Source organism: Plantactinospora siamensis (assembly GCF_042434095.1).
In the GTDB taxonomy this organism is placed as follows: domain Bacteria; phylum Actinomycetota; class Actinomycetes; order Mycobacteriales; family Micromonosporaceae; genus KBS50.
Window position 1 is genome coordinate 255699 of record NZ_JBHLUE010000016.1, and the last position, 22624, is coordinate 278322.

Genomic DNA, 22624 nt, shown 5'->3' on the forward strand with positions numbered 1-22624 from the left:
ATGCGCGCACGGCTCCGCCCGGAAGCGGACATCGATGGATTGCGGGCCACAACCGGGGCCTCCGGCACGCCGGGGATCGCTGCGCGGCGTGCCGGAGTCGCGGACGGCGGGCCCGGTGAGCCCTCCGGCGGCAGCTGCCGGGCGAGGCGCCGCCGGAGGGTCGTCCGTGCGGTCAGAGCGCCGCGAGCGGGCGGCTCGACGGCTGGACCGGCGCCGGCAGCTCGCCCACCCCGCCCAGGTACGCGTGGATGGCCGCGGCGGCCGCCCGACCCTCGGCGATGGCCCAGACGATCAACGAGGCGCCCCGGTGCATGTCGCCGGCCACGAAGACGCCCGGCGCGCCGGTCTGCCAGCCCGGATCGGCGTCCAGCACCCCGCGGGCGTTGCGGGCCAGCCCGTACTGGTCGAGCAGCGGCTGCTGCTCGGTGCCGTCGAAGCCGATGGCCAGCAGCACCAGGTCGGCCGGCAGCTCCCGTTCCGAGCCGGGCAGCACGGTGAGGAACCGCTGACCGTCCCGCTTCTCGACGGTCACCTCGGCGATCCGCACCGCCCGTACCGCGCCCGTGCCATCGTCCACGAACTCCTGCACGGCGACCGCGAAGACCCGGTCGCCGCCCTCCTCGTGCGCGGGATAGCTGCGCAGGATCCACGGCCAGGTCGGCCACGGGTCCCGCCCCGCGTCCCGGGAGCGCGGCGGCTCGGGATACAGGTCGAGCTGGTGGATACCGGCGGCGCCCTGCCGGTGCGCCACCCCCAGGCAGTCCGCCCCGGTGTCGCCGCCGCCGATGATCACCACGTGCCGGCCGGCCGCGTCAAGCGGATCCGGCGGCCCGGCCACGCCGCCGGCAGCAGCCGCGCCGGCACCGCCAGCGCCCCCGGCCGCCGCGCCAGCACCGCCAGCCGCCGCCTCGGCCACGCCGGCGCCGCCGGCGAGCGCCACCGCGCGGTTGGCCGCCACCAGGTGCTCCATCGCCTGGTGTACGCCGCGCAGCCCGCGGCCGGGGGTGGCCGGGATGTCCCGGCCGGCCAGCGCGCCGCAGGCCAGCAGCACCGCGTCGAACGTCCGCCGCAGCTCCTCGGCGGTGATGTCCACCCCGACCTCGACGCCGGCGCGGAACTCGACGCCCTCGGCCGCGAGCTGCGCGAGCCGCCGGTCCAGCTGCACCTTTTCGATCTTGAAGTCGGGGATGCCGTACCGGAGCAGCCCGCCGATCGCGTCGTCCCGCTCGTACACGGTCACCGCGTGCCCGGCCCGGACCAGTTGCTGGGCGGCCGCGAGCCCAGCCGGCCCCGAGCCGACCACGGCGACCCGCTTCCCGGTGGGCGGCCCGACCGGGCCGGGCCGGACCAACCCCCGGTCGTACGCCTGGTTGATGATCTCGACCTCGACCTGCTTGATGGTCACCGCGCCCGAGTCCACCGAGCCCGGCCCCGCCGGCGCCGGCCCGGTCGGGATGGCCAGCACGCAGGCCGCCTCGCAGGGCGCCGGGCAGAGCCGGCCGGTGAACTCCGGGAAGTTGTTCGTGGCGTGCAGGGCATCGATGGCCCGGTCCCACGACCCGGCGCGGACCAGGTCGTTCCAGTCCGGGATCCGGTTGCCCAGCGGGCACCCGTCGTGGCAGAACGGGATGCCGCAGTCCATGCACCTCGTGGCCTGCTCGCGGATCAGCTCCTCGTCGGCCGGCGGATAGACCTCCCGCCAGTCCGTGATCCGAACGGGCACCGGGCGGCGGGCCGGTAGCCGGCGGTCGTACCGCAGGAAGCCGTTGGGGTCAGGCACGGGCCACCTCCTGGGCGCGGCCGTTCGCCGGGCCGCCCGAGCCGGCCACGCCGGCGGTGGCGCCGGGGGCGCCGGCGGGTACGGCGAGCGCGCTCATCACCGCGTCGTCGACGTCGTGGCCGGCAGCCTCGGCGGCCCTCATGATCTCCATGACCCGGCGGTAGTCCCGGGGGACGACCGCCGTGAACTCTCCGGCGGCGGCCGGCCACCGCTCCAGCAGCCGGCCGGCCACCGGGGAGCCGGTCTCGGCCAGGTGCCGCCTGAGCAGATCGTGCAGCACCGCACACTGCTCGTCGGTGGGCGGCCCCAGCTCGACCAGCTCGCGGTTGACCAGCGCGGAATCGAGCCGCCAGACGAACGCCGTACCGCCGGACATGCCGGCGGCGAAGTTGCGGCCGCAGCCACCGAGCACCACCACCGTGCCGCCGGTCATGTACTCGCAGCCGTGGTCGCCGACGCCCTCCACCACGGCCACCGCGCCGGAGTTGCGCACCGCGAACCGCTCGCCGACCCGGCCGCGCAGGAACAGCTCGCCGCCGGTGGCCCCGTACAGGATGGTGTTGCCGGCGACGATCTGGTCCTCGGCCCGGTCGCCGGCCGGCGCGCCGGGGTCGACGAACGGCGCCCGGGGATCCGGCCGGACCACCACCCGGCCGCCGGAGAGCCCCTTGGCCACGTAGTCGTTGGCGTCGCCCACCAGGCGCAGCGTCACCCCGGGCGGCAGGAACGCCCCGAACGACTGGCCGGCCGTGCCGGTGAGGGTGATCTCGATGGTGTCGCGGGGCAGCCCGGACCCGCCGTACCGCCGGGTCACCTCCCCGCCCAGCATGGCGCCGACGCTGCGGTGCTCGTTGCGGACCGGCAGCTCGACTCGGACCGGCGTGCCGGCCTCAAGCGCCGGCGCGGCGGCCGCGATGAGCTCGTTGTCCAGCGACGCGGTCAGGCCGTGGTCCTGGCCCCGGACGCGCCGCCGGGCGGCGCCGTCGGGCAGGTCCGGCAGGGTCAGCACCCGGCTCAGATCGAGGCCGCCGGCCTTCCAGTGCGCCACCGCGGGCAACAGGTCCAGCAGCTCGGTCGCGCCGACCGCCTCGTCCAGGGAACGCAGGCCCAACTCGGCCAGGTATTCCCGGACCTCCTCGGCGAGGAAGCGGAAGAAGTTCTCCACGAACTCCGGCCGGCCGGTGAAGCGCTCGCGCAGCACCGGGTTCTGGGTGGCGATGCCCACCGGACAGGTGTCCAGGTGACAGACCCGCATCATCACGCAGCCGGAGACGATCAGCGGCGCCGTGGCGAAGCCGTACTCCTCGGCCCCGAGCAGCGCCGCCACCACCACATCCCGGCCGGTCTTGAGCTGGCCGTCCACCTGCACCGTCACCCGGTCCCGCAGGCCGTTGCGCAGCAGCGTCTGCTGAGCCTCGGCCAGCCCCAGCTCCCACGGCGTGCCGGCGTGCTTGAGCGAGTTGAGCGGCGAGGCGCCGGTGCCGCCATCGTGGCCGGAGATGAGGATGACGTCGGCCTTCAGCTTGGCCACCCCGGCCGCCACCGTGCCCACCCCGACCTCGCTGACCAGCTTGACGTGCACCCGGGCGGCCGGGTTGACGCACTTGAGGTCGTGGACGAGCTGGGCCAGGTCCTCGATCGAATAGATGTCGTGGTGCGGCGGCGGCGAGATCAGCCCGACACCCGGGGTGGCGTGCCGGGTCCGGGCGATCCACGGCCAGACCTTGTTGCCGGGCAGCTGGCCGCCCTCGCCCGGCTTGGCGCCCTGGGCCATCTTGATCTGCAGGTCGTCGGCGTTCACCAGGTATTCGCTGGTGACCCCGAACCGGCCGCTGGCGATCTGCTTCACCGCCGAGCGGCGCAGCGGATCGTGCAGCCGCTCGACGTCCTCGCCGCCCTCCCCGGTGTTGGACCGGCCGCCGAGCCGGTTCATCGCCACGGCCAGCGTCTCGTGCGCCTCGGCCGAGATCGACCCGTACGACATGGCGCCGGTGGCGAACCGCTTGACGATCTCCTCGACCGGCTCGACCTCGTCGATCGGCACCGGCGGGCGGACCCCGGTGCGCAGCCGGAACAGCCCGCGCAGCGAGCCGGCCCGGGCGGTCAGGTCGTCCACGGTGGACGTGTAGCGGCGGAACACGTCGTACTGCCGGGCCCTGGTGGCGTGCTGGAGCAGGAAGACGGTCTCCGGGTTGAACAGGTGCAGCTCGCCGTCGCGGCGCCACCGGTACTCGCCGCCCGCGTCGAGCCGCCGGTCCGTGGCGTCGGCCGTCGGGGGGTAGGCGCGGGCGTGCCGGACGGCGATCTCGGCGTGCAGGCCGGCCAGGCCGACCCCGCCGATGCTGGTCGAGGTGCCGGCGAAGTATCGCTGGACCAGCCGCTCGTCCAGGCCGACGGCCTCGAAGACCTGGGCGCCGCAGTACGACGAGACGGTCGAGATGCCCATCTTCGACATGATCTTCAGTACGCCCTTGCCGAGCGCGGTCCGGTAGTTCCGCACCGCGGCCGACGGGTCGAGCCCGGGCAGCGCCCCGGTGCGGACCAGGTCCTCGACGGTCTCGAAGGCAAGATATGGGTTCACCGCCGCGGCGCCGTACCCGATCAGCACGGCCGCGTGGTGCACCTCCCGGCAGTCGCCGCTCTCCACGATCAGCGCGATCCGGGTGCGGGTCTGCTCGCGTACCAGGTGCTGGTGCACGGCCGCGGTGAGCAGCAGCGACGGGATCGGGGCCAGGTCGGCCGTCGAGTCCCGGTCGGAGAGCACCAGGATCCGTACCCCGTCCTCGATGGCCTCCGACACGTGCCGGCAGATCTCGGTGAGCCGGGCCTTGATCCCGGCCGCGCCGTCCCGGATCCGGTACAGCCCGGAGACCCGGACGGCCTTGAACCCCGGCATGTCCCCGTCCTCGTCGATGGAGAGGATCCGGGCCAGGTCGTCGTTGTCCAGCACGGGATACGGCAGGGTGATCTGCCGGCAGCTGGCCGGCCCCGGGTCCAGCAGGTTGCCCTCCGGCCCGATGGTGGAGCGCAGGCTGGTCACCAGCTCCTCCCGGATGGCGTCCAGCGGAGGATTGGTGACCTGCGCGAACAGCTGGTGGAAGTAGTCGTACAGCAGCCGGGGCCGGGTCGACAGCGGGGAGATCGGCGTGTCGGTGCCCATCGAGCCCACCGGCTCGGCGCCGGCCCGGGCCATCGGGCCGAGCAGGATCTTCAGCTCCTCCTCGGTGTACCCGAAGGTCTGCTGGCGCCGCTGCACCGATTCGTGGGTGTAGACCGTGTGCTCCCGCTTGGGCAGGTCGGCCAGCTCGATCTGCCCGGCCAGCAGCCAGTCGTCGTACGGCAGCTCGGCCGCCAGCTCCCGCTTGAGCTCGTCGTCGGTGACGATCCGGCCGGCGTCCGTGTCCACCAGGAACATCCGGCCGGGCCGCAGCCGCCCCTTGGCCACCACGGTGGCCGGGTCGAGGTCCAGCACGCCGGCCTCACTGCCCAGCACCACCAGCCCGTCGGCCGTCTGCCACCAGCGGCCCGGGCGCAGCCCGTTGCGGTCCAGCACCGCGCCCACCACGGTGCCGTCGGTGAAAGCCACCGCCGCCGGGCCGTCCCATGGCTCCATGAGGCTCGCGTGGAAGCGGTAGAAGGCCCGCCGGTCCGCGGGCATGTCCGGGTCGTTCTCCCAGGCCTCCGGGATCATCATGAGTACGGCGTGCGGCAGGCTGCGGCCGGCCAGGTGCAGCAGCTCGAGCACCTCGTCCAGCTGCGCCGAGTCGGAGGCGCCGGGCGTGCACACCGGGAACAGCCGGCGGATCGAGCCGGGGATGAGCGGGCTGGCCAGCAGAGCCTCGCGGGCCTGCATCCAGTTGCGGTTGCCGCGGATCGTGTTGATCTCGCCGTTGTGCGCCACGAAACGGTACGGGTGGGCCAGCGGCCAGGACGGGAACGTGTTGGTGGAGAACCGGGAGTGCACCAGCGCGATGGCGCTGGTCATCCGCTCGTCGGCCAGCTCGGGATAGAACGCGGGCAGCTGGTCCGGGGTGAGCATCCCCTTGTAGACCAGGGTCCGCGCGGACAGCGACGGGAAGTACGCCGGCGCGCCCCGCTCGGCGCTCTCCCGCTCGGCCTGCTTGCGGACGCAGAAGGCCACCCGGTCCAGGTCGATGCCGCGCAGCGGCTCGCCCGCCCGGCCCGCCGGCGCGTCGGTGAGCCGCCGCGCGGCCAGGAAGATCTGCCGGATCACCGGCCGGACCGCCAGCGCGGTCGCGCCGAGTCCGGCCGGGTCCACCGGCACGTCCCGCCAGCCGAGGATCTCCGCCCCCTCGACCAGCGCGTACTTCTCCACCACCCGGCGGGCCAGCGCCGCGGCCGACGGGTCGGCGGGCAGGAACACCAGACCGGTGGCGTACTCGCCTGCCGGCGGCAGCGGAAAGTCCACGACGGCGCGCAGGAACGCGTCTGGGACCTGGATGAGCAGGCCGGCGCCGTCGCCGGTGTTGGGCTCGGCGCCCCGGGCGCCCCGATGGTCCAGGCGGCGCAGCGCGGACAGGCCGCGGGCCACCACGCCGTGCGAGCGGCGCCCGTGCAGGTCGGCCACGAACGCCACCCCGCAGGCGTCGTGCTCGTACTCCGGGTCGTAGAGGCCGGTGGCCGGCGGAGCGGGCTGCGGCGGGAGAGGGTACGGAAGATCCACCGGGTCTCCTGTCGTCACTCACGTTCCATCTCGGTCGGGACGACGTCGGCCCTTGCTTGGATTCCCGAGTCTACGTTAGGGCCCGCCGTAGGCCACCAGGTCGGATTGATCACTCGTCCGGACTGTGGGACGTGTAGTCTCACGCGGTGCTTGACACGCGGGACACGCTCTTTGACCGGTTGGAACGCTTTTACGACGCGGTTCCGCGGGACGCCGCCCGGGCCGAGGAGTTCGGCGGGCTGGTGCTGTTCGTCCGCGAGTCGGACGGCGGCTGGCCGTACTATGCCCGGCCTCGGCTGGACGCCGCCGAGCCACCGTCCGCGGCCGATGTGACGGCGGTCCGGGCCCGGCAGCGCGACCTCGGCCTGCCGGAGGCGTTCGAATGGGTGCACGAGCGCACCCCGGGGCTGCTCGCGGTGGCCCGGTCGGCGGGGCTCAGCGTGCTGGAAGCGCCGCTCATGGTGCTCGATCCGGCCGCCCTGCCGGCCGCGACGGAGCTCTCCGACGTACCGGTGCGGATCCTCGACCCCGCGGCGCCGGACTTCCCGGCCGGCCTTGCGGCCCAGCGGGCCGTGGCGGCCGTCGGGTTCGGCGCCGCCGGCACCGACCGGGGCGACGCCGGGCCGGCCGAACGGGACGCGGCCCTGCTCGAACTCGGCCCGGCGGACCTGGCCCAGGAACGGGCCTTGGCGGCCGCCCATGGCCGGTTGACCGCGCTGGCCGAGGCGCCGGGCAACGGCGCGGTGGGCAGCGGCCGGGGAATGCGGGTGGCGGACGTGGCCGAGATCGCCGGGATCGCCACCCTGCCCCGGGCCCGCCGGCGCGGCGTCGGGGCCGCCGTCACGGCCGCGCTCGCCCGCCGACTGCTGGACGACGGCGCCGACCTGGTCTTCCTCTCCGCCGGCAGCGAGGACATCGCCCGGGTCTACCTCCGGGCCGGCTTCCGCCGGATCGGCACCGCCTGCATCGCCGAACCCGCCGCCCTCCTCGGCTGATCCCCTTCTCCCTCCCCTACCTCACCGACCCCCGGCGCGCGCTCTGGGTGGGACAAGGCGGCTTCTCCGCGCGAGTCGCCCGCCAGGAGTGCAAGATCGCGCCGGCCAGCGGGGGTCAGGCGGAGCGGGGGGCGGCCACGGCCACCGCGCTCGGGAGGGTTCGGAGCGGATCGGCGGGCACGGCGGGCCGGGACGGCCGCACCGCGCCGCCCCCGGTGAGCAGGGCGTCCAGCGGCGCGCGCCGACCCTCCCGCACGGCCGCGGCGAACGCCACGGTGCCGAGCTCGGCCAGCAGGGCCGCGCCGGTGGCCGCGGTGGCCGCCCGCTCGCAGGCCGGCACGGGGGCCCCGATCTCGTCCCGGATCCGGCCGGCCGCGCCGAGCAGCCGGGCCCCCCGCACCCGGTCCCGCTCCAGCCGGGCGACCTCGGCCAACGCCTCCAGCACGCTCGCGGTGCGCCACCGGTCTCCCACCGAACGGTGCGCCGCGATGCTCACCAGCAGGTGCGCCCGGGCCCGCGCGATCCGCCGGGCGCCCAACTCCACCAGGCCGCGCATGTTGTGCGCCCAGCCGACGCCCTCGGCGAAACCGATGGCCGCATACCGGTACAGCGCGGCGTCCAGCAGTGAGGCCGCCCGGTCCGGGTCGCCCTGGTAGAGCGCCACGGCGCCGAGGTTCATCAGCGCGGTGGCCTCCGCCTCGGTGTCGCCGAGCCGTTCGAACCGGCGCAGGCTGGCCCGCAGCCGCGAGTCGGCCCGATCGAGGTCGCCGGAGAGCCAGGCGGTCACCCCGCGCAGCTGCACGGCCTGCGCCTCGCCCCACTCGTCGCCGCAGTCGGCCAGCAGCGCGGTGGCGGCGGCCAGGTGCGCGGCCGAGTCGGCGTACCTGGCCTGCTCGCGGGCAACCGAGCCGAGAATGAGCTCCAGCCGCGCCTCGGCCGGCCGGTCGTCCACCGTCCGGCACACCGTGCGGGCCCGCTCGGCGTGCCGGACGGCCACCGGGTAGTCGCAGAGCAGCATGGCCAGCATGGCGGCGCCCACCCCGGCGCGGGCCCGCAGCGGCGCGGGCGCGTCGGGGTGCCGCCGCAACGCCGCGGACAGCCAGCCCAGCCCGTCCCGGTAGTGGCCCTCCAGCCGGCAGTACATGGCCAGCGCCGCGGCCAGCCGCAGGTCGCCCCACCCGTCCGGGTCCGCGGCAGCGCCGGAAGCGCCCATCGGACCCGCGGGACCGGCAGCCGCCTCGGCCCCCGCCGACGCCGGGCCGGCAGACCCCGCCGCGCCCCGGGATGCCGGGCCCACGGACGCCGCCGGGCCCACGGTCGCCGCCGGGACCGTGGTCGCCGCCGGGACCGTGGTCGCCGCCGGGCCCACGGTCGCCGCCGGGACCGCGGCCGCGGCGGCCGCCGGGCCCACGGACGCCGTCGAGGCCGCGGCCAGCCAGCGCATGGCCCCGCGCAGGTTGGCGTCGTCGGCGCGCAGCCGGTACAGCCAGCACTGCTGGGCCGGCCCGCGCAGGTTGCCGTCGGCCCGCTCGGCCAGCGCCACCACGTACCGGGCGTGCGCCCACCGGGCCGAGTCCTCGGCGCCGCTGCGAATCAGGCGGTGCAGGGCGTGCCGCCGGATCGGCGTCAGCATCCGGTACCGGGCCGGCCGGGCCGGGTGGTCGTCCGGGAGCCGGGCGTCGGGGCCGATCCCCGGAGGCCGGCCCGCCGGCCCGACGTCCGCCGGGTCGCGGCGGACCGCCACACCCCCCACGTCGGTCAGCTCGCCGTCATCGACCGCGGTCACCAGCGAGGCGTCGGCCAGCGCGGCCAGCGCGGTGACCCCGGCCGGCCCGCGGATCGCCAGCGCCGCCCCGGCGTCGAACCCGCCGCCGAAGACGGCGAGCCACTCGAACAGGGTGCGGGCCTCCTCGTCGAGCTGGCTCACGCTGGTCTCGACCGCGGCGGCCAGGGTCCGGTGCCGGCTCGGCGCCGTCGGGTCGGGGCTGCGCAGCAAATGCGGGTCCGCCGCCATCCGGCTGGCGATCTCGCCGATGCTGAGCAGCGGCGTCCACGCGGCCGCCAGCTCGATGGCCAGCGGCAACCCGTCCAGTTCGGCGCAGAGCCGTACGACGTCGTCGGCGCTGTCCGGCGCCACCGGCTGGCCCGACCGGGCCCGGGCGCGCTCCAGGAACAGCCGGGTCGCCGGATGCAGCACGAGGTCCGCCAGGGTGTGCCCGGCGCCCGGAGCGGGCGCCCCCAGCGGGGGCACCGACACCAGTCGCTCGCCGGTGACGCGCAGGGCGACCCGGCTGGTGGCGAGCACCCGCAGCCGCGGGCAGCCGGGCAGCAGCCGACGCAGCAGCGCCACGCAGCCGGGCACCAGATGCTCGCAGTTGTCCAGCACGAGCAGGGCGGCCGCGTCGCCGATCGCCGCGCCGAGCGTGTCGACCGGAGCGGCGCGGTAGAGACCGGGCCGTACGCCCAGCGCGGTGGCGACCGCCTCGGCCACCCGGGCCGGATCCTCGACGGCGCTGAGGTCGACGAACCAGGCGCCCACCCCCGCCCACCGCCCCGCCACGGCGATCGCCAGCCGGGTCTTCCCGGCCCCGCCGGGGCCGGTCAGCGTCACGAGCCGGCGCACGGTCAACAGCCGTTCCACCTCCGCCAGCAGGGACTCGCGGCCGAGCAGGGGAGTCATCGGGACCGGCAGCCGGGCTGGCGCGAGCGGCTGGGCGCCCGGGCCGTTGACCACCGTGGCGGCCGGCACGACCGCCGGTTGCCCGGCGCGCCCGTCCGCCGGCCCGGCTGCCCACTCCTCCGCGAGGTCGCCGCGCTGCGCCGCCCGGGCCAGCCGGTGCAGCCGCTCACCCACCTCGATGCCGACCTGATCCCGGAAGGTCCGCTCGGCCACCCCGGCCACCTCGGCGGCGGCCCGCCTGCCATCGGCGAGGAACGCCGCCACCAGCAGCAGCTCCCAGAGCCGGGCCCGGAGCGGGTGCCGGCGCAGCGCCGTGCTGAGGGCGGCGCGCGCCTCCGTGGCCCGCCCCTGGGCGGCGGCGCCGGCCTCGATCACCGCGCGGTTCACCACCGGCGCGCCGGCCGCCTGGTACGCGCCGGCCGCCAGCCGCAGCTCGCACTCCCAGCGGTCCTCCACGGCCGCCACGCGGGACTGCATCAGCCGGGTCACCTCGGCCGCCACCCAGGGCGGGCAGCCTGGCGGCACACCGCCGAGCGGCGGCTGCGCCGATTCGGTTTCCGGCGACCACAGCTCGAGCGCCGTCGCGAACAACCGGGCCGCTCCCGCCAGCTCGCCACCGGCCATCCGGGCGCGGGCCCGAACCAGCAGGCGGTCGAACCGCCGCGCGTCGACCAGCCGTCCGGAGACCCGCAGCAGGTAGCCGTCTCGGCGGGCCAGCACGGTCGCCGGCAGCCCGACCGCCTGCATGGCCGCGGTGAGTTCGGCGATCGGATCGTCCAGCACGGCGGCCGGACGGGCGCCCGACGAGCCGGACCCGGCCGCGAGTTCGGCCTGCGGCACCGGCTGATTGGCGCGCAGCGCCAGCAGGCCCAGCAACCGGCGTACCGGCGGCGACAGCGGGACCGGACCGTCGGCGCCGACCAACTCGACCGGGCCGAGCAGCCGGATGTCGGCGGGGACCGGCTGGGCCCGCCTGGGCTCCATCGCTCCGGGTTGCGCGCGCCGCACGGGAGTCCTCCCCTCACTCCCGGTAATTCTGACCCGATCGTCCGTGCCGACCGACACCCGTTCGGTCCGCCCACCCCGCCGTACGGGCCGCATCGCGACAACGATCAGGGGCTTGACCAGGAGAAATACTGCTCACACCGGTGGGCGCCACTGGGCCGCCGCGCTCGCGGCGCTGCCCAGCAGCCGGGGCGTGATGGCGCCCAGGGCCGCGTCCCGGGCCCGCAGCGCAAGCCGCCCCCGGGCGCCGAGCACCGCGGACATCCGCCGGGTCTGCCGGACGATCGTGGTGGCCCGGGGCAGCCGCAGCCGGCTGTACGACTCCACCGCGGTCCGCAGCTGCTCCCCCGGCTTGGCCGTGGCGGTGAGCACGCTCAACGTGGCGGCGTCCTCAAAGGCCAAACAGGCGCCCTGACCCAGGTGGTGCGGCATGGCGTGCGCGGCGTCGCCGATCAGCACGACTCCGCCGTCCCCGCCCGGGAATCCGTAGCTGCGGGGCAGCGGGCGCAGCTCCCGGACGTCCTGCTGGATCAGGTCCTCCGGGCCGGTGGCGCCCAGCAGCTCGCCGACCGGGCTGGGCCAGCTGGCGAGCCAGCGGCGCAGCAACGCCAGCTGGGTGGCCGGCGGTTCCGGCCGGGCCGCGCCCGCGGCGGTGGCGATCCAGTAGATGCCGCCGCGTGGGGCGCCCCCGGAGGCGCCCGGATCGCCGAGCGACGCGGCCACGAACCGGTAGCCTGCCCCGAGCACCTCGCCGCCGAGCGCGTCGTCCGGCAGCTGGGGCGCGCGGTACCACGGGATCACCGCCCGCCACGCCGCGCAGCCCGAGCTGACCACGGTGGCCTCCGGCGCCACCCGCCGGCGGACCGCGCTGTCGATGCCGTCGGCCGCCACCACCAGGTCCGCCGCGTACGTGAAGCGACCGTCCGACACCGAGGGTCGCTCCCCGGGCTCGGCCCGGGTCACCCGCACCCCGGTACGGATCTCGACCCGGTCACCCAGGCCGGCGATGAGCGCGTCGTGCAGGTCCTCGCGGTGCACCACGACCGGCGCGCGGTCACCGGTGAGCGCCCGCGGCTGGACGATGCGGTGCCCGTCCGGCCGCCGCACCCCGCGGTCCCGCAGCGGCGTGGCGATCGCCTCCAGACCGTCGCCCAGGCCGAGGGAGTGCAGCGCGCGGACGCCGTTCGGCCAGAGCACCAGCGCGGTCCGGTCGGCCCGTACCCGGTCCTCCGCCTCGAGCAGCGTGACCTGCCAGCCGCCGCGGGCCAGCGCGCCCGCCGCGGCCAGTCCGGCCACGCCGGCGCCGACCACCACGGCCGTACGCATCGGGGCGCCCGCGCTCACCGGTCCTGCTCGGCGGCGCCCGGGGCGGCCGTGCCGGCGGGTCCCACCGGGTCGCGGTCGGCGTCCTTGACCGCCCCGGCCGGGCCGGCGACCGCCGGCTCGGGCTCGGCCCGACCGCTGACCGGCGGCTCGGGCTCGGCCCGACCGCTGACCGGCGGCTCGGGCTCGGCTCGGCCGCTGACCTGCGGCTCCGGCTCGACCCGGCCGCTGACCTGCGGCTTCGGCTCGGCCGGCTTGGCCGGATCGGCTGGCCGGGCCCCCGGCTCGCCCGCGTCGGCCGGGCTGGTCGGCTCGGCGGCCCCGGCCGGGCGGGTCCCCGCCGCCACGTCGGACGGGTCGATCTCGTCGGCCCGGTCGGCCGCGTCGTCCCGCTCCATCGCGTCGGACCGCACGGCGCCCGCCGGCTCGGTCCGGTCGGCCGGCTCGGCCCGGTCGACCAGCTCGGTCCGGTCGGCCGGCTCGGTCCGGTCGGCCAGCTCGTCCGCGTCGGACCGCGCGGCCAGCTCGCCCGCGTCGGACCGCGCGGCGGCCGGGGCCGCCGGGGCCGTCCCGGTCTCCCGGTACGTCCGGAACTCTTCCTCGGTCACCACCCGATACCCGATGGGCTGCGCCGCGGTGGTCCGGGCGGCGAGGTCCACCTGGGAGACATCGCCCGCGGCCGGCGCCTCGGTGGCGGTCGCCGCACCGGACGGAACCGCGGCGGCGGGCCGGCCGGGCGCCCCGGCCGCGGCCACCGGCACGACGTACTCCGGGGCGCCGTGCACGCGCAGGAAGTAGAGCAGGGCCCCGGCGAAGACGAGCACGGCCGTGAAGACGTTGAGCCGCACCCCCAGGATCCGGTTGGCCTCGTCGGTGCGCATCAGCTCGATCCAGAACCGACCCGCCGTGTAGCCCATGACGTACAGCGCGAAGGCGCGGCCGTGGCCCAACCGCCACCGCCGGGCGGCCCAGAACACCAGGCCGGCCACGGCCACGTCCCAGATCGCCTCGTACGCGAAGGTCGGGTGGTACAGGCCCGGCTCCCGGACCGGCTGGCCGTCCGCCCGCAGCGCGTGCCCGGGGTTGTCCGGGTCCATCCGGTAGATCTTGAGCCCCCAGGGCAGGCTGGTCGTCCCGCCGTACAGCTCGTTGTTGAACCAGTTGCCGAACCGGCCGACGGCCTGGGCCAGCGGCATCCCCGGGGCGAGGGCGTCGGCCACCATGGTCAGCGGGATGCCGAGCTGCCGGGCCGCGTACCAGGCGCCCAGCGCGCCGCCCGCCACGGCGCCCCAGATGCCCAGGCCGCCGTGCCAGATCTTGAACGCGTCCAGCGGGTGGCCGCCGGCCCCGAAGTAGGGCTGCGGGGTCGTGATCACGTGATAGATGCGGGCGCCGATGATGCCGGCGGGGACGGCGTACAGCGCGATGTCCAGCACCGCCCCCGGCGCCACGCCGCGCCGGCGCAGGCGCAACTCGGTCACCACGCAGGCGACCAGGATGCCGAGCACGATGCACAGGGCGTACGCCCGGATCGGGACGGGCCCGAGCTGCCAGACCGCGGTGGTGGGGCTGGGCAGGGCCGCCTGTGGGGAGAGCAGGGCGAGGGTCACGGATGCACACGCTACCGCCGGACGGGGCCGCGGCGGCACCCCGGGCCGGCCGACACGACGGTGGCTGACTTCGCGGTTTCCCCACCGTACCCTCGATGGGTATGAACTCGCTCACATCAGCGGTGGCGGCCGTCATCACCGACGACGCCGGCCGCGTGCTGCTCTGCCAGCAGAGCCAGGGGCACCGCCGGTGGGGCCTGCCGGGCGGCCGGGTACGTCGAGCCGAGAGCCCGGTGCAGGCGGCCCTGCGGGACATCTTCGCCGAGACGGGCATGACGGCCGAGATCATCGACCTGGTCGGGATCTACCAGCTGACCGGCGACGGCGCCCGGCCGGCCGGCTCGACGGTCCCCGCCCCCCGCACGGAACTGCCCGACGTGCTCGTCCACGTCTTCCGGGGTCGCGTGCACGACGCCGAGGCCACCGTCAACGCTCCCGGCCGGATCTGCCGGCTCTCCTGGCACGACCCCGACGACCCACCGGCGCCGATGACCCCGACCACCCGGGCCGCGATCGCGGACGCCGTGGCCGGCCGGTCCGGGGTGCTCCGCGAGGTCCGCCGGGACGTCGAACCGGAACTGGCCGAGGCCGCCGAGCCCGCCGGCGCCGCGCCGGCGACGACCCAGCCGGCGGGCGCCGCCGCGTAGGCACGCCGCGCCCGCCGCGCCCGGCGCGGGTACGCGGATGCCATGCCCGACACGGGTACGCGGATGCCACGCCCGCACGCTGCGGCTTGGGGATGCCGGCCCGCGGGGCGACCCGCACATCCGGCCCGGCGTCCTGGGCGGCTCGGCCGCGCTCCCCCTCGGCGGATCAGCCGCGCTGCCGTACGCCCTCGGCCAGTTCGGCGCTCAGCCGGCCCAGCGCGGCCAGCCCGGCTGCCTCGCTCGGGGCGTCCAGCAGGCAGCGGATCAGCGCGCTGCCGACGATGACCCCGTCCGCGTACCCGGCCACCGCCGCGGCCTGCGCGCCGGTGCCGACACCCAGGCCCACCGCGACCGGCAGCTCGGTGACCGCCCGCAGCCGCGACACCAGGACCGGCGCGGCCGCCGAGGTCTGCGCGCGGGCGCCGGTGACTCCCATGATCGCCGTGGCGTAGACGAAGCCGCGGCAGTGCTCGACCGTCCGGACCAGCCGCGCGTCCGTGGACGAGGGCGAGACCAGGAAGGTGCGGTCCAGCCCGTGCGCGTCGGAGGCGGCCAGCCACTCGCCGGCCTCCTCGGGGATCAGGTCGGGGGTGATCAGGCCGGTGCCGCCGGCCGAGGCCAGGTCGCGGGCGAAGGCGTCCACGCCGTACTGCTCGACGGGGTTCCAGTAGGTCATCGTGACCACCGGCACGCCGGTCGCCGCCACCGACTCCACCGTGCGCAGCGCGTCGGCGATGCGTACGCCGCCGGCCAGCGCGATGTCGCTGGCCCGCTGGATGACCGGGCCGTCCATCACCGGGTCCGAGTACGGGATCTCCATCTCGATCACATCGACGCCGGCGGCCGCCATCGCGGTCATCGCGGCGATGCTGCCCTCGACGGTCGGGAAGCCGGCCGGCATGCAGCCGACCAGCACGGCCCGGCCGTCCGCCCGGGCCTTGTCGAACACCGCGCCGATGTTGCTCATGACGGCTCCTCGCTGCGCTCAGAGCCGCCATGAGGCTCGGCGCTGTGCCGGATGATTCGCTCGCTGCGCTCGCTCATGACGGCTCCTCGCTGCGCTCGGACCCGCCATGAGGCTCCACCGCACTGAGTTCGACGATTCGCTCGCTGCGCTCGCTCATGACGGCTCCTCGCCGTCCAGGATGCCGAAGTACGCCCCGGCGGTGTGCACATCCTTGTCGCCCCGGCCGGAGAGGTTCACCACGATCAGCGGCTCCCGACCCAGCTCCTCGGCCAGCCGCGGCGCGATGGCCGCCGTTCCGGCCAGCGCGTGCGCGCTCTCGATGGCCGGGATGATGCCCTCGGTGCGGCACAGCAGCTCGAACGCGGCCATCGCCTCGGCGTCGGTCACCGGCAGATAGTTGGCGCGGCCGCTGTCGTGCAGCCAGGCGTGCTCCGGGCCCACGCCCGGATAGTCCAGCCCCGCCGAGATCGAGTGCGATTCGACGGTCTGCCCGTCGGCGTCCTGCAGCACGTAGGTGCGGGTGCCGTGCAGCACCCCGGACGAGCCGCCGGTGATGCTGGCGGCGTGCCGGCCGGTCTGCACGCCCTCGCCGCCGGCCTCGAAGCCGTACAGCCGCACCTGCGGGTCGTCCACGAACCCGGCGAAGATGCCCAGCGCGTTCGACCCGCCGCCCACGCAGGCCGTGACGGCGTCCGGCAGCCGGCCGACACCCTCCAGGCACTGCCGGCGGGCCTCGTCGCCGATCCCCCGGACGAAGTATCGGACCAGCTCGGGGAACGGGTGCGGGCCGGCCGCCGTGCCGATCAGGTAGTGCGTGTCATCGACGTTGGCCACCCAGTCCCGCATGGCCTCGTTCATCGCGTCCTTGAGGGTGCGCGAGCCGGTGGTCACCGGGATGACGGTGGCGCCGAGCATCCGCATCCGGGCCACGTTGAGCGCCTGCCGCTCGGTGTCCACCTCGCCCATGTAGACCACGCACTCGAGGTCGAACAGCGCGGCCGCGGTGGCGGTGGCCACCCCGTGCTGGCCGGCCCCCGTCTCCGCGATCACCCGGCGCTTGCCCATCCGCCGGGTGAGCAGGGCCTGGCCGAGCACGTTGCGCACCTTGTGCGCCCCGGTGTGGTTCAGGTCCTCCCGCTTGAGCAGCACCCGGGCCCCGATCCGGGCCGAGAGCCGGTCGGCGGAGTAGAGCAACGAGGGGGTGCCGGCGTAATCGCGCAGCAGGGTGTCGAACTCGGCCCGGAACTCCTCGTCGGTCACCGCCTTGCGGTACGCGGCGTCCAGCTCGTCGAGCGCCGCGACCAGGGCCTCGGGGACGAACCGGCCGCCGAACCGGCCGAAGTGGCCGGCGGCGTCGGGGAACTGGCCGGACGATGCCGACGCGGAAGCCGTCATGGCGGGCGTCCTCTCGCTGCGGCGGTCGGTACGCCTCAGCGCACCGGCCGCGGGGTGGCCGGGTGGTTGCCGGCGTTGACCAGCTCGGCCACCGCCTCCCGGGGACTCTTCTTGGTGACCAGACCCTCGCCCACCAGCACGGCGTCGGCGCCGGCCGAGGCGTACCGGATCAGGTCGTGCGGCCCGCGCACCCCCGACTCGGCGATCTTCACCACGTTGCTGGGCAGCCCGGGCGCGATCCGCTCGAAGACGGACCGGTCCACCCCCAGGGTACGCAGGTCGCGGGCATTGACCCCGATCACCTGCGCGCCCGCGTCGAGCGCCCGGTCGGCCTCCTCCTCGGTGTGCACCTCCACCAGCGCCGTCATGCCCAGCGACTCGACCCGCTCCAGCAGCCCGACCAGCACGTTCTGCGGCAGCGCGGCCACGATCAGCAGGACCAGGTCGGCCCCGTGCGCCCGGGCCTCGTGCACCTGGTAGCTGGAGACCACGAAGTCCTTGCGCAGCACGGGCACGTCCACGGCGGCCCGGACCGCCCCGAGGTCGGCCAGCGACCCGCCGAACCAGCGACCCTCGGTGAGCACGCTGATGCACCGGGCGCCGCCGCTGGCGTACTGGGCGGCCAGGTCGGCCGGGTCGGCGATCTCGGCGAGCGGGCCACGGGACGGGGACGACCGCTTGACCTCGGCGATCACGGCCACTCCCGGCCGGCGCAGCGCGGCGTACGCGTCCAGCGGCGGCGGCGCCGCGCTGGCCAGCTCGCGGACCCGCTCCAGCGGGACTTCCTGGCGGCGCCGTTCGACGTCCTCGCGGACGCCCGCGAGGATCTCGTCGAGAACGCTGCCGGTGGGCGCCGACGCGGAATCGTCGGCCTCGGGTGCGTGGTCAGCAGTCACCAACGGAATCCCCTCTCCGGGTGTCATGGGCCGATGCTAGGGGGCGCCACCAGGCGGGCGACGCAGGGGGTATGGCGTCCCTCACCCCCGGGGCTGGGGCATAATGGGCCACTTTTGGTGAAGGGCGCATCACCGAACGCCACCGGAAGCATCGACGATCACCACACAATTGCAGCACGGACATCGTCGGGGCGCACGCTCGTGCCGGACCCGCGGTCGTCAAGCCACGGACATCACCGGGAAACAGCGGCCCGGCAGGCTTGCCATCCAGCAGACTCGAGGGGCTGACCGGCGGTCCCTCGTCCGGCACGACCTCGCGGGTGGGAGCCGACCATGACGACCGTAGCGCGGGTCCACCCCGGCGCCAGCGTCCCACGCGCGGTGCTCTCGCTGGCCATCGCCGTGGCGCACACCGTCGAGCGGGCGGTGGGTGGCGCCGAGCGCACCCGGGTGAGCCAGGCCAACGCCCGGGCGGTGGTCCGGGCGTACCGGGAGCGGGCCCGGCGCCGCGACGAGGTCCGGCGGGCCGTCGCCGCGCTGCGGGCTCACCCGGCCGTGGGGTCCTCGCCGCGGTCGAGCGCGTCCCAGGCCTCCCGGGTGTTCCCGGCCGCGACCCGGCCGTCGGGCGCCGGGCGGGACCCGGCCCGCTCGTAGCGGGCCCCCATGGCCGGCCAGCGGTGCCCGTACCGGGCGGCGAGGGCCGCGCCGGCGGCCGCCAGCAGGCCGCCAAGCAGGGACAGCGCCGGCCAGGTGGCCGAAACCGCGCCGCCGGTCGCCGGCGTGGCCCCGCCGGCCAGCGCATATCCGCCGCCGGCCGCCACGCCCAGGCCCGCCAGCGTGAGCCCGGCGCCGAGGAACCGGCGCGGTCGCCCCCGGGTGGCCAGCAACGCGCCCGCCCCGGCCAGCGCCACCACGGCGAGCGCCGGCAGCCAGGGCAGCAGGGCGCCACCGGTGTGGGTGACCCGGGTCGGCGGCAGCGGCGGCCGGGCGATCCGCTCCACGCTCCAGGTCCGGGTGGCCGCGTACAGCGCCAGGCCCGCGCCCGCGACCAGGGCGAGCACCGCGTACGCGAGGCCGCGCCCGCCGGCCAGCCGGCTCATCGGGCCGGCCGCAACGTCTCGGCCGCGGCGATGGCGGCCAGCACGGCGGCCGCCTTGCTGCGCGTCTCCCGGTCCTCGGCGGCCGGGTCGGAGTCTGCCACCACCCCCGCGCCGGCCTGCACGTACGCGCGACCGGCCCGGATCAGCGCGGTCCGGATGGCGATCGCCATGTCCAGGTCGCCGCCGAACCCGAAATAGCCCACCGTGCCGCCGTACACCCCGCGGCGGGCCGGCTCCAGCTCCTCGATCAGCTCCATGGCCCGCACCTTGGGCGCGCCGCTCAGGGTGCCGGCCGGGAAGGTGGCGGCCAGCGCGTCAAAGGCGGTCTGGTCCGGGCGCAGCGTGCCCGCCACGGTGGAGACGATGTGCATGACGTGGCTGTAGCGCTCGATGGTGGCGAACTCCGGCACCTCGACCGTGCCCGGGCGGCAGACCCGGCCCAGGTCGTTGCGGCCCAGGTCGACCAGCATCACGTGCTCGGCCCGCTCCTTGGGGTCGGCCAGCAGCTCGGCGGCCAGCCGGGCGTCCCGGACCGGGGTGTCGCCGCGCGGCCGGGTGCCGGCGATGGGGTGCAGCATGGCCCGGCGGGTCCCGTCGGCCGCGCCGGTGACCTTGAGGTGCGCCTCCGGCGAGGAGCCGACGATGTCGAACCCGTCGAACCGGAGCAGGTACATGTACGGGCTCGGGTTGGTCATCCGCAGCACCCGGTAGACGTCCAGCGGGTCGGCGTCGGTGGGCCGCTCGAACCGCTGGCTGAGCACGATCTGGAAGCACTCACCCGCCCGGATGGCCTCCTTGGCCGCGAGCACCGCCTTCGGGTAGCCGCCCGCGGGCGTACGGCTGGCGACCTCGCCCGGGTCGACGGCCGCCACCGCGGCCACCATCGGCGGGTTGGGCCGGGACAGCGCGCTGGTCATCGCGTCCAGCCGGCCCACCGCCCGGTGGTACGCGGCCCGCGCGCGCCGCTCGGCGTCCGGCTCCCCCGGCGCCGGCAGCAGCGCGTTCGCCACCAGCAGGGCCGAGGAGTCGAAGTGGTCCAGCACCACGAGGTCGGTGGCCAGCATCATGCCCAGCTCGGGCACGCCCAACTCGTCCGGGGCCAGCGCGGGCAGCCGCTCGAACCGCCGGACCAGGTCGTACCCGAGGTAGCCGACCATGCCGCCGGTCAACGGGGGCGCGCCGGACTCCGGCTCCCCCGCCGGGCCGGTGAGCGCCGCCACGGTCTGCCGGAGCACCTCGACCGGGTCGCCGGTCTCCGGCAGGCCGGCCGGCGGGGCGCCCAGCCAGGCGGCCCGGCCGTCCCGCTCGATCAGCGTGGCGGCGCTGCGCACGCCCACGAACGAGTACCGGGACCAGGCGATGCCGCTGGCCCCGGCGCCCGGCTCGGCCGACTCCAGCAGGAACGTGCCCGGCCCGCCGGCGAGCTTGCGGTAGACGCCCACCGGCGTCTCGCCGTCGGCCAGCAACCGTCGGGTGACCGGCAGCACCCGCCGGCCGGCCGCCGCGGCCAGGAAGGCCTCCTCGTCCGGTACGACCGCTCCGCTGGTCACGACCGACCGCCCGACGCCGCTGTCCCCGAGTCCGCTGCGGCGTCCGGCGCCCCGGCGGCGCCCTCGGGCCGGCCCGCCCCGGTCACCGGCAGGTCGGTGAAGAAGCAGGTCCGGTGCCCGGTGTGGCAGGCCGCGCCCACCTGGTCGACGCTCACCAGCACGGCGTCCCCGTCGCAGTCCAGCGCGACCGAACGGACGAACTGGTGGTGCCCGGAGGTGGCCCCCTTGACCCAGTACTCGCCACGGCTACGGGACCAGTAGGTGGCCCGGCCGGTGGTCAGGGTCCGGTGCAGCGCCTCGTCGTCCATCCAGGCGACCATCAGAACCTCGCCGGTGTCGTGCTGGCGGACGACCGCGGCCACCAGGCCGTCCGGTCCCCGGCGCAGCCGGGCCGCGATGGTCGGGTCGAGCGCGGCCGGCCGGGCCGGTCCGGCGGGGGCGCCGTTCGAGTTCGATTCGGACACGCGCTCCATCCTCCCGCATCCGCCCGGCGGCCGACCGGGCGGATGGGGCCGCGCTCAGCCGTTGAGCATCCGCATCATCTGCGGGGCGTACCGCTCACCGGCCACCGCCGACGGGGGCACCGCGGCGCCGAGCCGGCCCAGCTGCTCAGGGGTGAGCCGCAGGTCGGCCGCGGCGGCGTTCTCCTCCAGGTAGCGGACCCGCTTGGTGCCGGGGATCGGCAGCACGTCCTCGCCCCGGGCCAGCAGCCAGGCCAGCGCGGCCTGGGCCGGGGTGCAGCCGATCTCCTCGGCCACCGCCCGCGCCTCGGCCGCCAACGCGAGGTTGGCGTCCAGGTTCTCGGCCGCGAACCGGGGCGCCGCCGACCGGCGCCAGTCGTCGGCGGTCAGCTGGTCCCGCGACGTGATCGTGCCGGTGAGCAGGCCCCGGCCGACCGGCGAGTATGCCACCAGCGCCACGCCCAGCTCCCGGCAGGTGTCCAGCATCCCGCCCTCGACGTCCCGGCTGAACAGCGAGTATTCCATCTGCACCGCGGTGATCGGGTGCACGGCGTGCGCGGCCCGCAGCGTCTCCGGGCTCACCTCGGACAGGCCCAGGAACCGGACCTTGCCGGCGGCCACCAGCTCGGCCATGGCGCCCACGGTCTCCTCGATGGGCGTGTCCGGGTCGCGCCGGTGCACGTAGAACAGGTCGAGGGTGTCGATGCCGAGCCGCTCCAGGGAGGCGTCGCAGGCCCGCCGGGTCCAGTCCGCGCTGGTGTCCACGAAGCGGGACGCCACGTCGTCGGCCGCCCCGCCCGGTCGCACCCGGTTGCCGAACTTGGTGGCCAGGAACACCTCCGCCCGCCGCTGCCGGACCACCGGCCCGAGGAGCCGTTCGTTGTCCCCGTCGCCGTAGACGTCGGCGGTGTCCAGATGGTTCACCCCGAGATCGAGGGCCCGGTGCAGGGTCCGGGTCGATTCGGCGTCGTCCCGGGCGCCGTACGCGTGACTCATTCCCATGCAGCCCAGGCCGATGGCCGAGACCTCCGGCCCGGCGGCGCCCATCCGGCGTCGAATCATTGTCCGCGTTCCCTCCGGCCGTAGAGGTCGATCTTGTGATCGAGGATCCTCAGGTCCTCCCCCAGCTCCGCCATCCGGGCCAGCACCCGGTCCCGGTGCGCCTCGAACAGCTTCCGCCGGGCGCCCCAGGTGTGGTCGCCCTGCCGGGCCAGCTCGGCGTACCGGCGCATGTCCCGGACCGGCATGCCGGTCCGGCGCAGCCGGGTGAGCAGCACCAGCCGCTCCAGGTCCTGCCCGGTGTAGCGGCGCCGGCCGGCGGAGTCCCGGGCGACGGGGGCGACCAGCCCCTCCTGCTCGTACCACCGCAGCGTGTAGGTGGTGAGACCGACCCGGGCGGCCGCCTCGCCGACGCTCAGGGTGAGGTCCCCGTCCACCGTGCCGACCGGCGCGGTCTGCTCCTGCAAGCTCACATCCACCCGACCAGCCTTCCAGTTCGAGCGCACTCGAAGTCAAGCCCGTTGTGCGCGGG

General features: G+C 76.1%; 15 protein-coding genes and 1 pseudogene. 3 read left to right on the forward strand and 13 right to left on the reverse strand.

Annotated elements, in window-relative coordinates:
- Positions 1–172: 172 nt before the first annotated feature.
- Together ACFFHU_RS18600 and gltB are read right to left on the reverse strand one after the other, a co-directional pair.
- Entirely contained in the window at positions 173–1780 is a 1608-nt protein-coding gene (locus ACFFHU_RS18600) for a glutamate synthase subunit beta (protein WP_377340586.1), read from the reverse strand.
- A complete protein-coding gene (gltB, locus tag ACFFHU_RS18605; RefSeq protein ID WP_377340588.1) occupies positions 1773–6464 on the reverse strand; it encodes a glutamate synthase large subunit in 4692 nt (1563 codons plus the stop codon). The genes ACFFHU_RS18600 and gltB overlap by 8 nt, the downstream gene beginning before the upstream one ends.
- Positions 6465–6610: 146 nt before the next feature.
- Here gltB and ACFFHU_RS18610 point away from each other — a divergent pair, with 146 nt between their 5' ends.
- Positions 6611–7459: a GNAT family N-acetyltransferase gene (locus ACFFHU_RS18610; protein WP_377340590.1), complete on the forward strand. Its 849-nt coding sequence runs from the start codon at positions 6611–6613 to the stop codon at positions 7457–7459.
- A gap of 115 nt (positions 7460–7574) precedes the next feature.
- Here ACFFHU_RS18610 and ACFFHU_RS18615 read toward each other — a convergent pair whose 3' ends face one another.
- The 3 genes and pseudogenes from ACFFHU_RS18615 to lgt form a co-directional block, all read right to left on the reverse strand.
- Positions 7575–11123: an AfsR/SARP family transcriptional regulator gene (locus ACFFHU_RS18615; RefSeq protein WP_377340592.1), complete on the reverse strand. Its 3549-nt coding sequence runs from the start codon at positions 11121–11123 to the stop codon at positions 7575–7577.
- A 156-nt stretch (positions 11124–11279) separates the two neighbouring features.
- Positions 11280–12470 carry an FAD-dependent oxidoreductase gene (locus tag ACFFHU_RS18620; RefSeq protein WP_377341206.1) on the reverse strand — a complete coding sequence of 397 codons (1191 nt, stop codon included), beginning with the start codon at positions 12468–12470 and terminating at the stop codon, positions 11280–11282.
- 362 nt (positions 12471–12832) lie between these two features.
- Positions 12833–14077, reverse strand: a pseudogene (gene lgt / locus ACFFHU_RS18625) (prolipoprotein diacylglyceryl transferase); the annotation flags it as partial.
- A 95-nt stretch (positions 14078–14172) separates the two neighbouring features.
- Here lgt and ACFFHU_RS18630 point away from each other — a divergent pair.
- Positions 14173–14724: an NUDIX hydrolase gene (locus tag ACFFHU_RS18630; protein WP_377340594.1), complete on the forward strand. Its 552-nt coding sequence runs from the start codon at positions 14173–14175 to the stop codon at positions 14722–14724.
- 166 nt (positions 14725–14890) lie between these two features.
- On the opposite strand, the gene trpA is transcribed toward ACFFHU_RS18630, so the two are convergent.
- From trpA to trpC, 3 genes are all read right to left on the reverse strand, one after another.
- Complete coding sequence (gene trpA, locus ACFFHU_RS18635) at positions 14891–15691, reverse strand: tryptophan synthase subunit alpha (protein WP_377340595.1); 801 nt, start codon at positions 15689–15691, stop codon at positions 14891–14893.
- A 153-nt stretch (positions 15692–15844) separates the two neighbouring features.
- Positions 15845–17086 (reverse strand): tryptophan synthase subunit beta, encoded by a 1242-nt coding sequence (gene trpB, locus ACFFHU_RS18640; protein ID WP_377340597.1) that lies wholly within the window; start codon positions 17084–17086, stop codon positions 15845–15847.
- A 35-nt stretch (positions 17087–17121) separates the two neighbouring features.
- Entirely contained in the window at positions 17122–17982 is an 861-nt protein-coding gene (gene trpC, locus ACFFHU_RS18645; protein ID WP_377340599.1) for an indole-3-glycerol phosphate synthase TrpC, read from the reverse strand.
- A 333-nt stretch (positions 17983–18315) separates the two neighbouring features.
- On the opposite strand from trpC, the gene ACFFHU_RS18650 reads away from it, so the two are divergent.
- The gene (locus tag ACFFHU_RS18650; RefSeq protein ID WP_377340601.1) at positions 18316–18636 is read left to right on the forward strand and encodes a hypothetical protein; all 321 of its coding nucleotides are present in this window, start codon (positions 18316–18318) and stop codon (positions 18634–18636) included.
- On the opposite strand, the gene ACFFHU_RS18655 is transcribed toward ACFFHU_RS18650, so the two are convergent.
- The 5 genes from ACFFHU_RS18655 to ACFFHU_RS18675 are packed head-to-tail and all read right to left on the reverse strand — an operon-like array spanning position 18528 to position 22571.
- On the reverse strand, positions 18528–19082 hold the full coding sequence (locus tag ACFFHU_RS18655) for a Trp biosynthesis-associated membrane protein (protein WP_377340603.1): 555 nt from the start codon (positions 19080–19082) through the stop codon (positions 18528–18530). The genes ACFFHU_RS18650 and ACFFHU_RS18655 overlap by 109 nt on opposite strands.
- Complete coding sequence (locus ACFFHU_RS18660) at positions 19079–20632, reverse strand: anthranilate synthase component I (RefSeq protein WP_377340605.1); 1554 nt, start codon at positions 20630–20632, stop codon at positions 19079–19081. Before ACFFHU_RS18660 ends, ACFFHU_RS18655 begins: the two co-directional genes overlap by 4 nt.
- A complete protein-coding gene (gene hisI / locus ACFFHU_RS18665; RefSeq protein ID WP_377340607.1) occupies positions 20629–21105 on the reverse strand; it encodes a phosphoribosyl-AMP cyclohydrolase in 477 nt (158 codons plus the stop codon). Before hisI ends, ACFFHU_RS18660 begins: the two co-directional genes overlap by 4 nt.
- 45 nt (positions 21106–21150) lie before the next feature.
- A complete protein-coding gene (locus ACFFHU_RS18670) occupies positions 21151–22155 on the reverse strand; it encodes an aldo/keto reductase (RefSeq protein WP_377340609.1) in 1005 nt (334 codons plus the stop codon).
- Positions 22152–22571 carry a MerR family transcriptional regulator gene (locus ACFFHU_RS18675; protein WP_377340611.1) on the reverse strand — a complete coding sequence of 140 codons (420 nt, stop codon included), beginning with the start codon at positions 22569–22571 and terminating at the stop codon, positions 22152–22154. The genes ACFFHU_RS18670 and ACFFHU_RS18675 overlap by 4 nt, the downstream gene beginning before the upstream one ends.
- Positions 22572–22624: the final 53 nt, after the last annotated feature.

Excerpts from the sequence above, each read along its gene's own strand:
- ACFFHU_RS18620 (WP_377341206.1), bottom strand. The coding sequence starts at position 12,470 with ATGCGTACGGCCGTGGTGGTCGGCGCCGGCGTGGCCGGACTGGCCGCG.
- trpA (WP_377340595.1), bottom strand. The coding sequence starts at position 15,691 with ATGAGCAACATCGGCGCGGTGTTCGACAAGGCCCGGGCGGACGGCCGG.
- hisI (WP_377340607.1), bottom strand. The coding sequence starts at position 21,105 with ATGGAGCGCGTGTCCGAATCGAACTCGAACGGCGCCCCCGCCGGACCG.
- ACFFHU_RS18670 (WP_377340609.1), bottom strand. The coding sequence starts at position 22,155 with ATGATTCGACGCCGGATGGGCGCCGCCGGGCCGGAGGTCTCGGCCATC.
- ACFFHU_RS18630 (WP_377340594.1), top strand. The coding sequence starts at position 14,173 with ATGGGTATGAACTCGCTCACATCAGCGGTGGCGGCCGTCATCACCGAC.
- trpB (WP_377340597.1), bottom strand. The coding sequence starts at position 17,086 with ATGACGGCTTCCGCGTCGGCATCGTCCGGCCAGTTCCCCGACGCCGCC.
- ACFFHU_RS18650 (WP_377340601.1), top strand. The coding sequence starts at position 18,316 with ATGACGACCGTAGCGCGGGTCCACCCCGGCGCCAGCGTCCCACGCGCG.
- ACFFHU_RS18615 (WP_377340592.1), bottom strand. The coding sequence starts at position 11,123 with ATGGAGCCCAGGCGGGCCCAGCCGGTCCCCGCCGACATCCGGCTGCTC.
- ACFFHU_RS18655 (WP_377340603.1), bottom strand. The coding sequence starts at position 19,082 with ATGAGCCGGCTGGCCGGCGGGCGCGGCCTCGCGTACGCGGTGCTCGCC.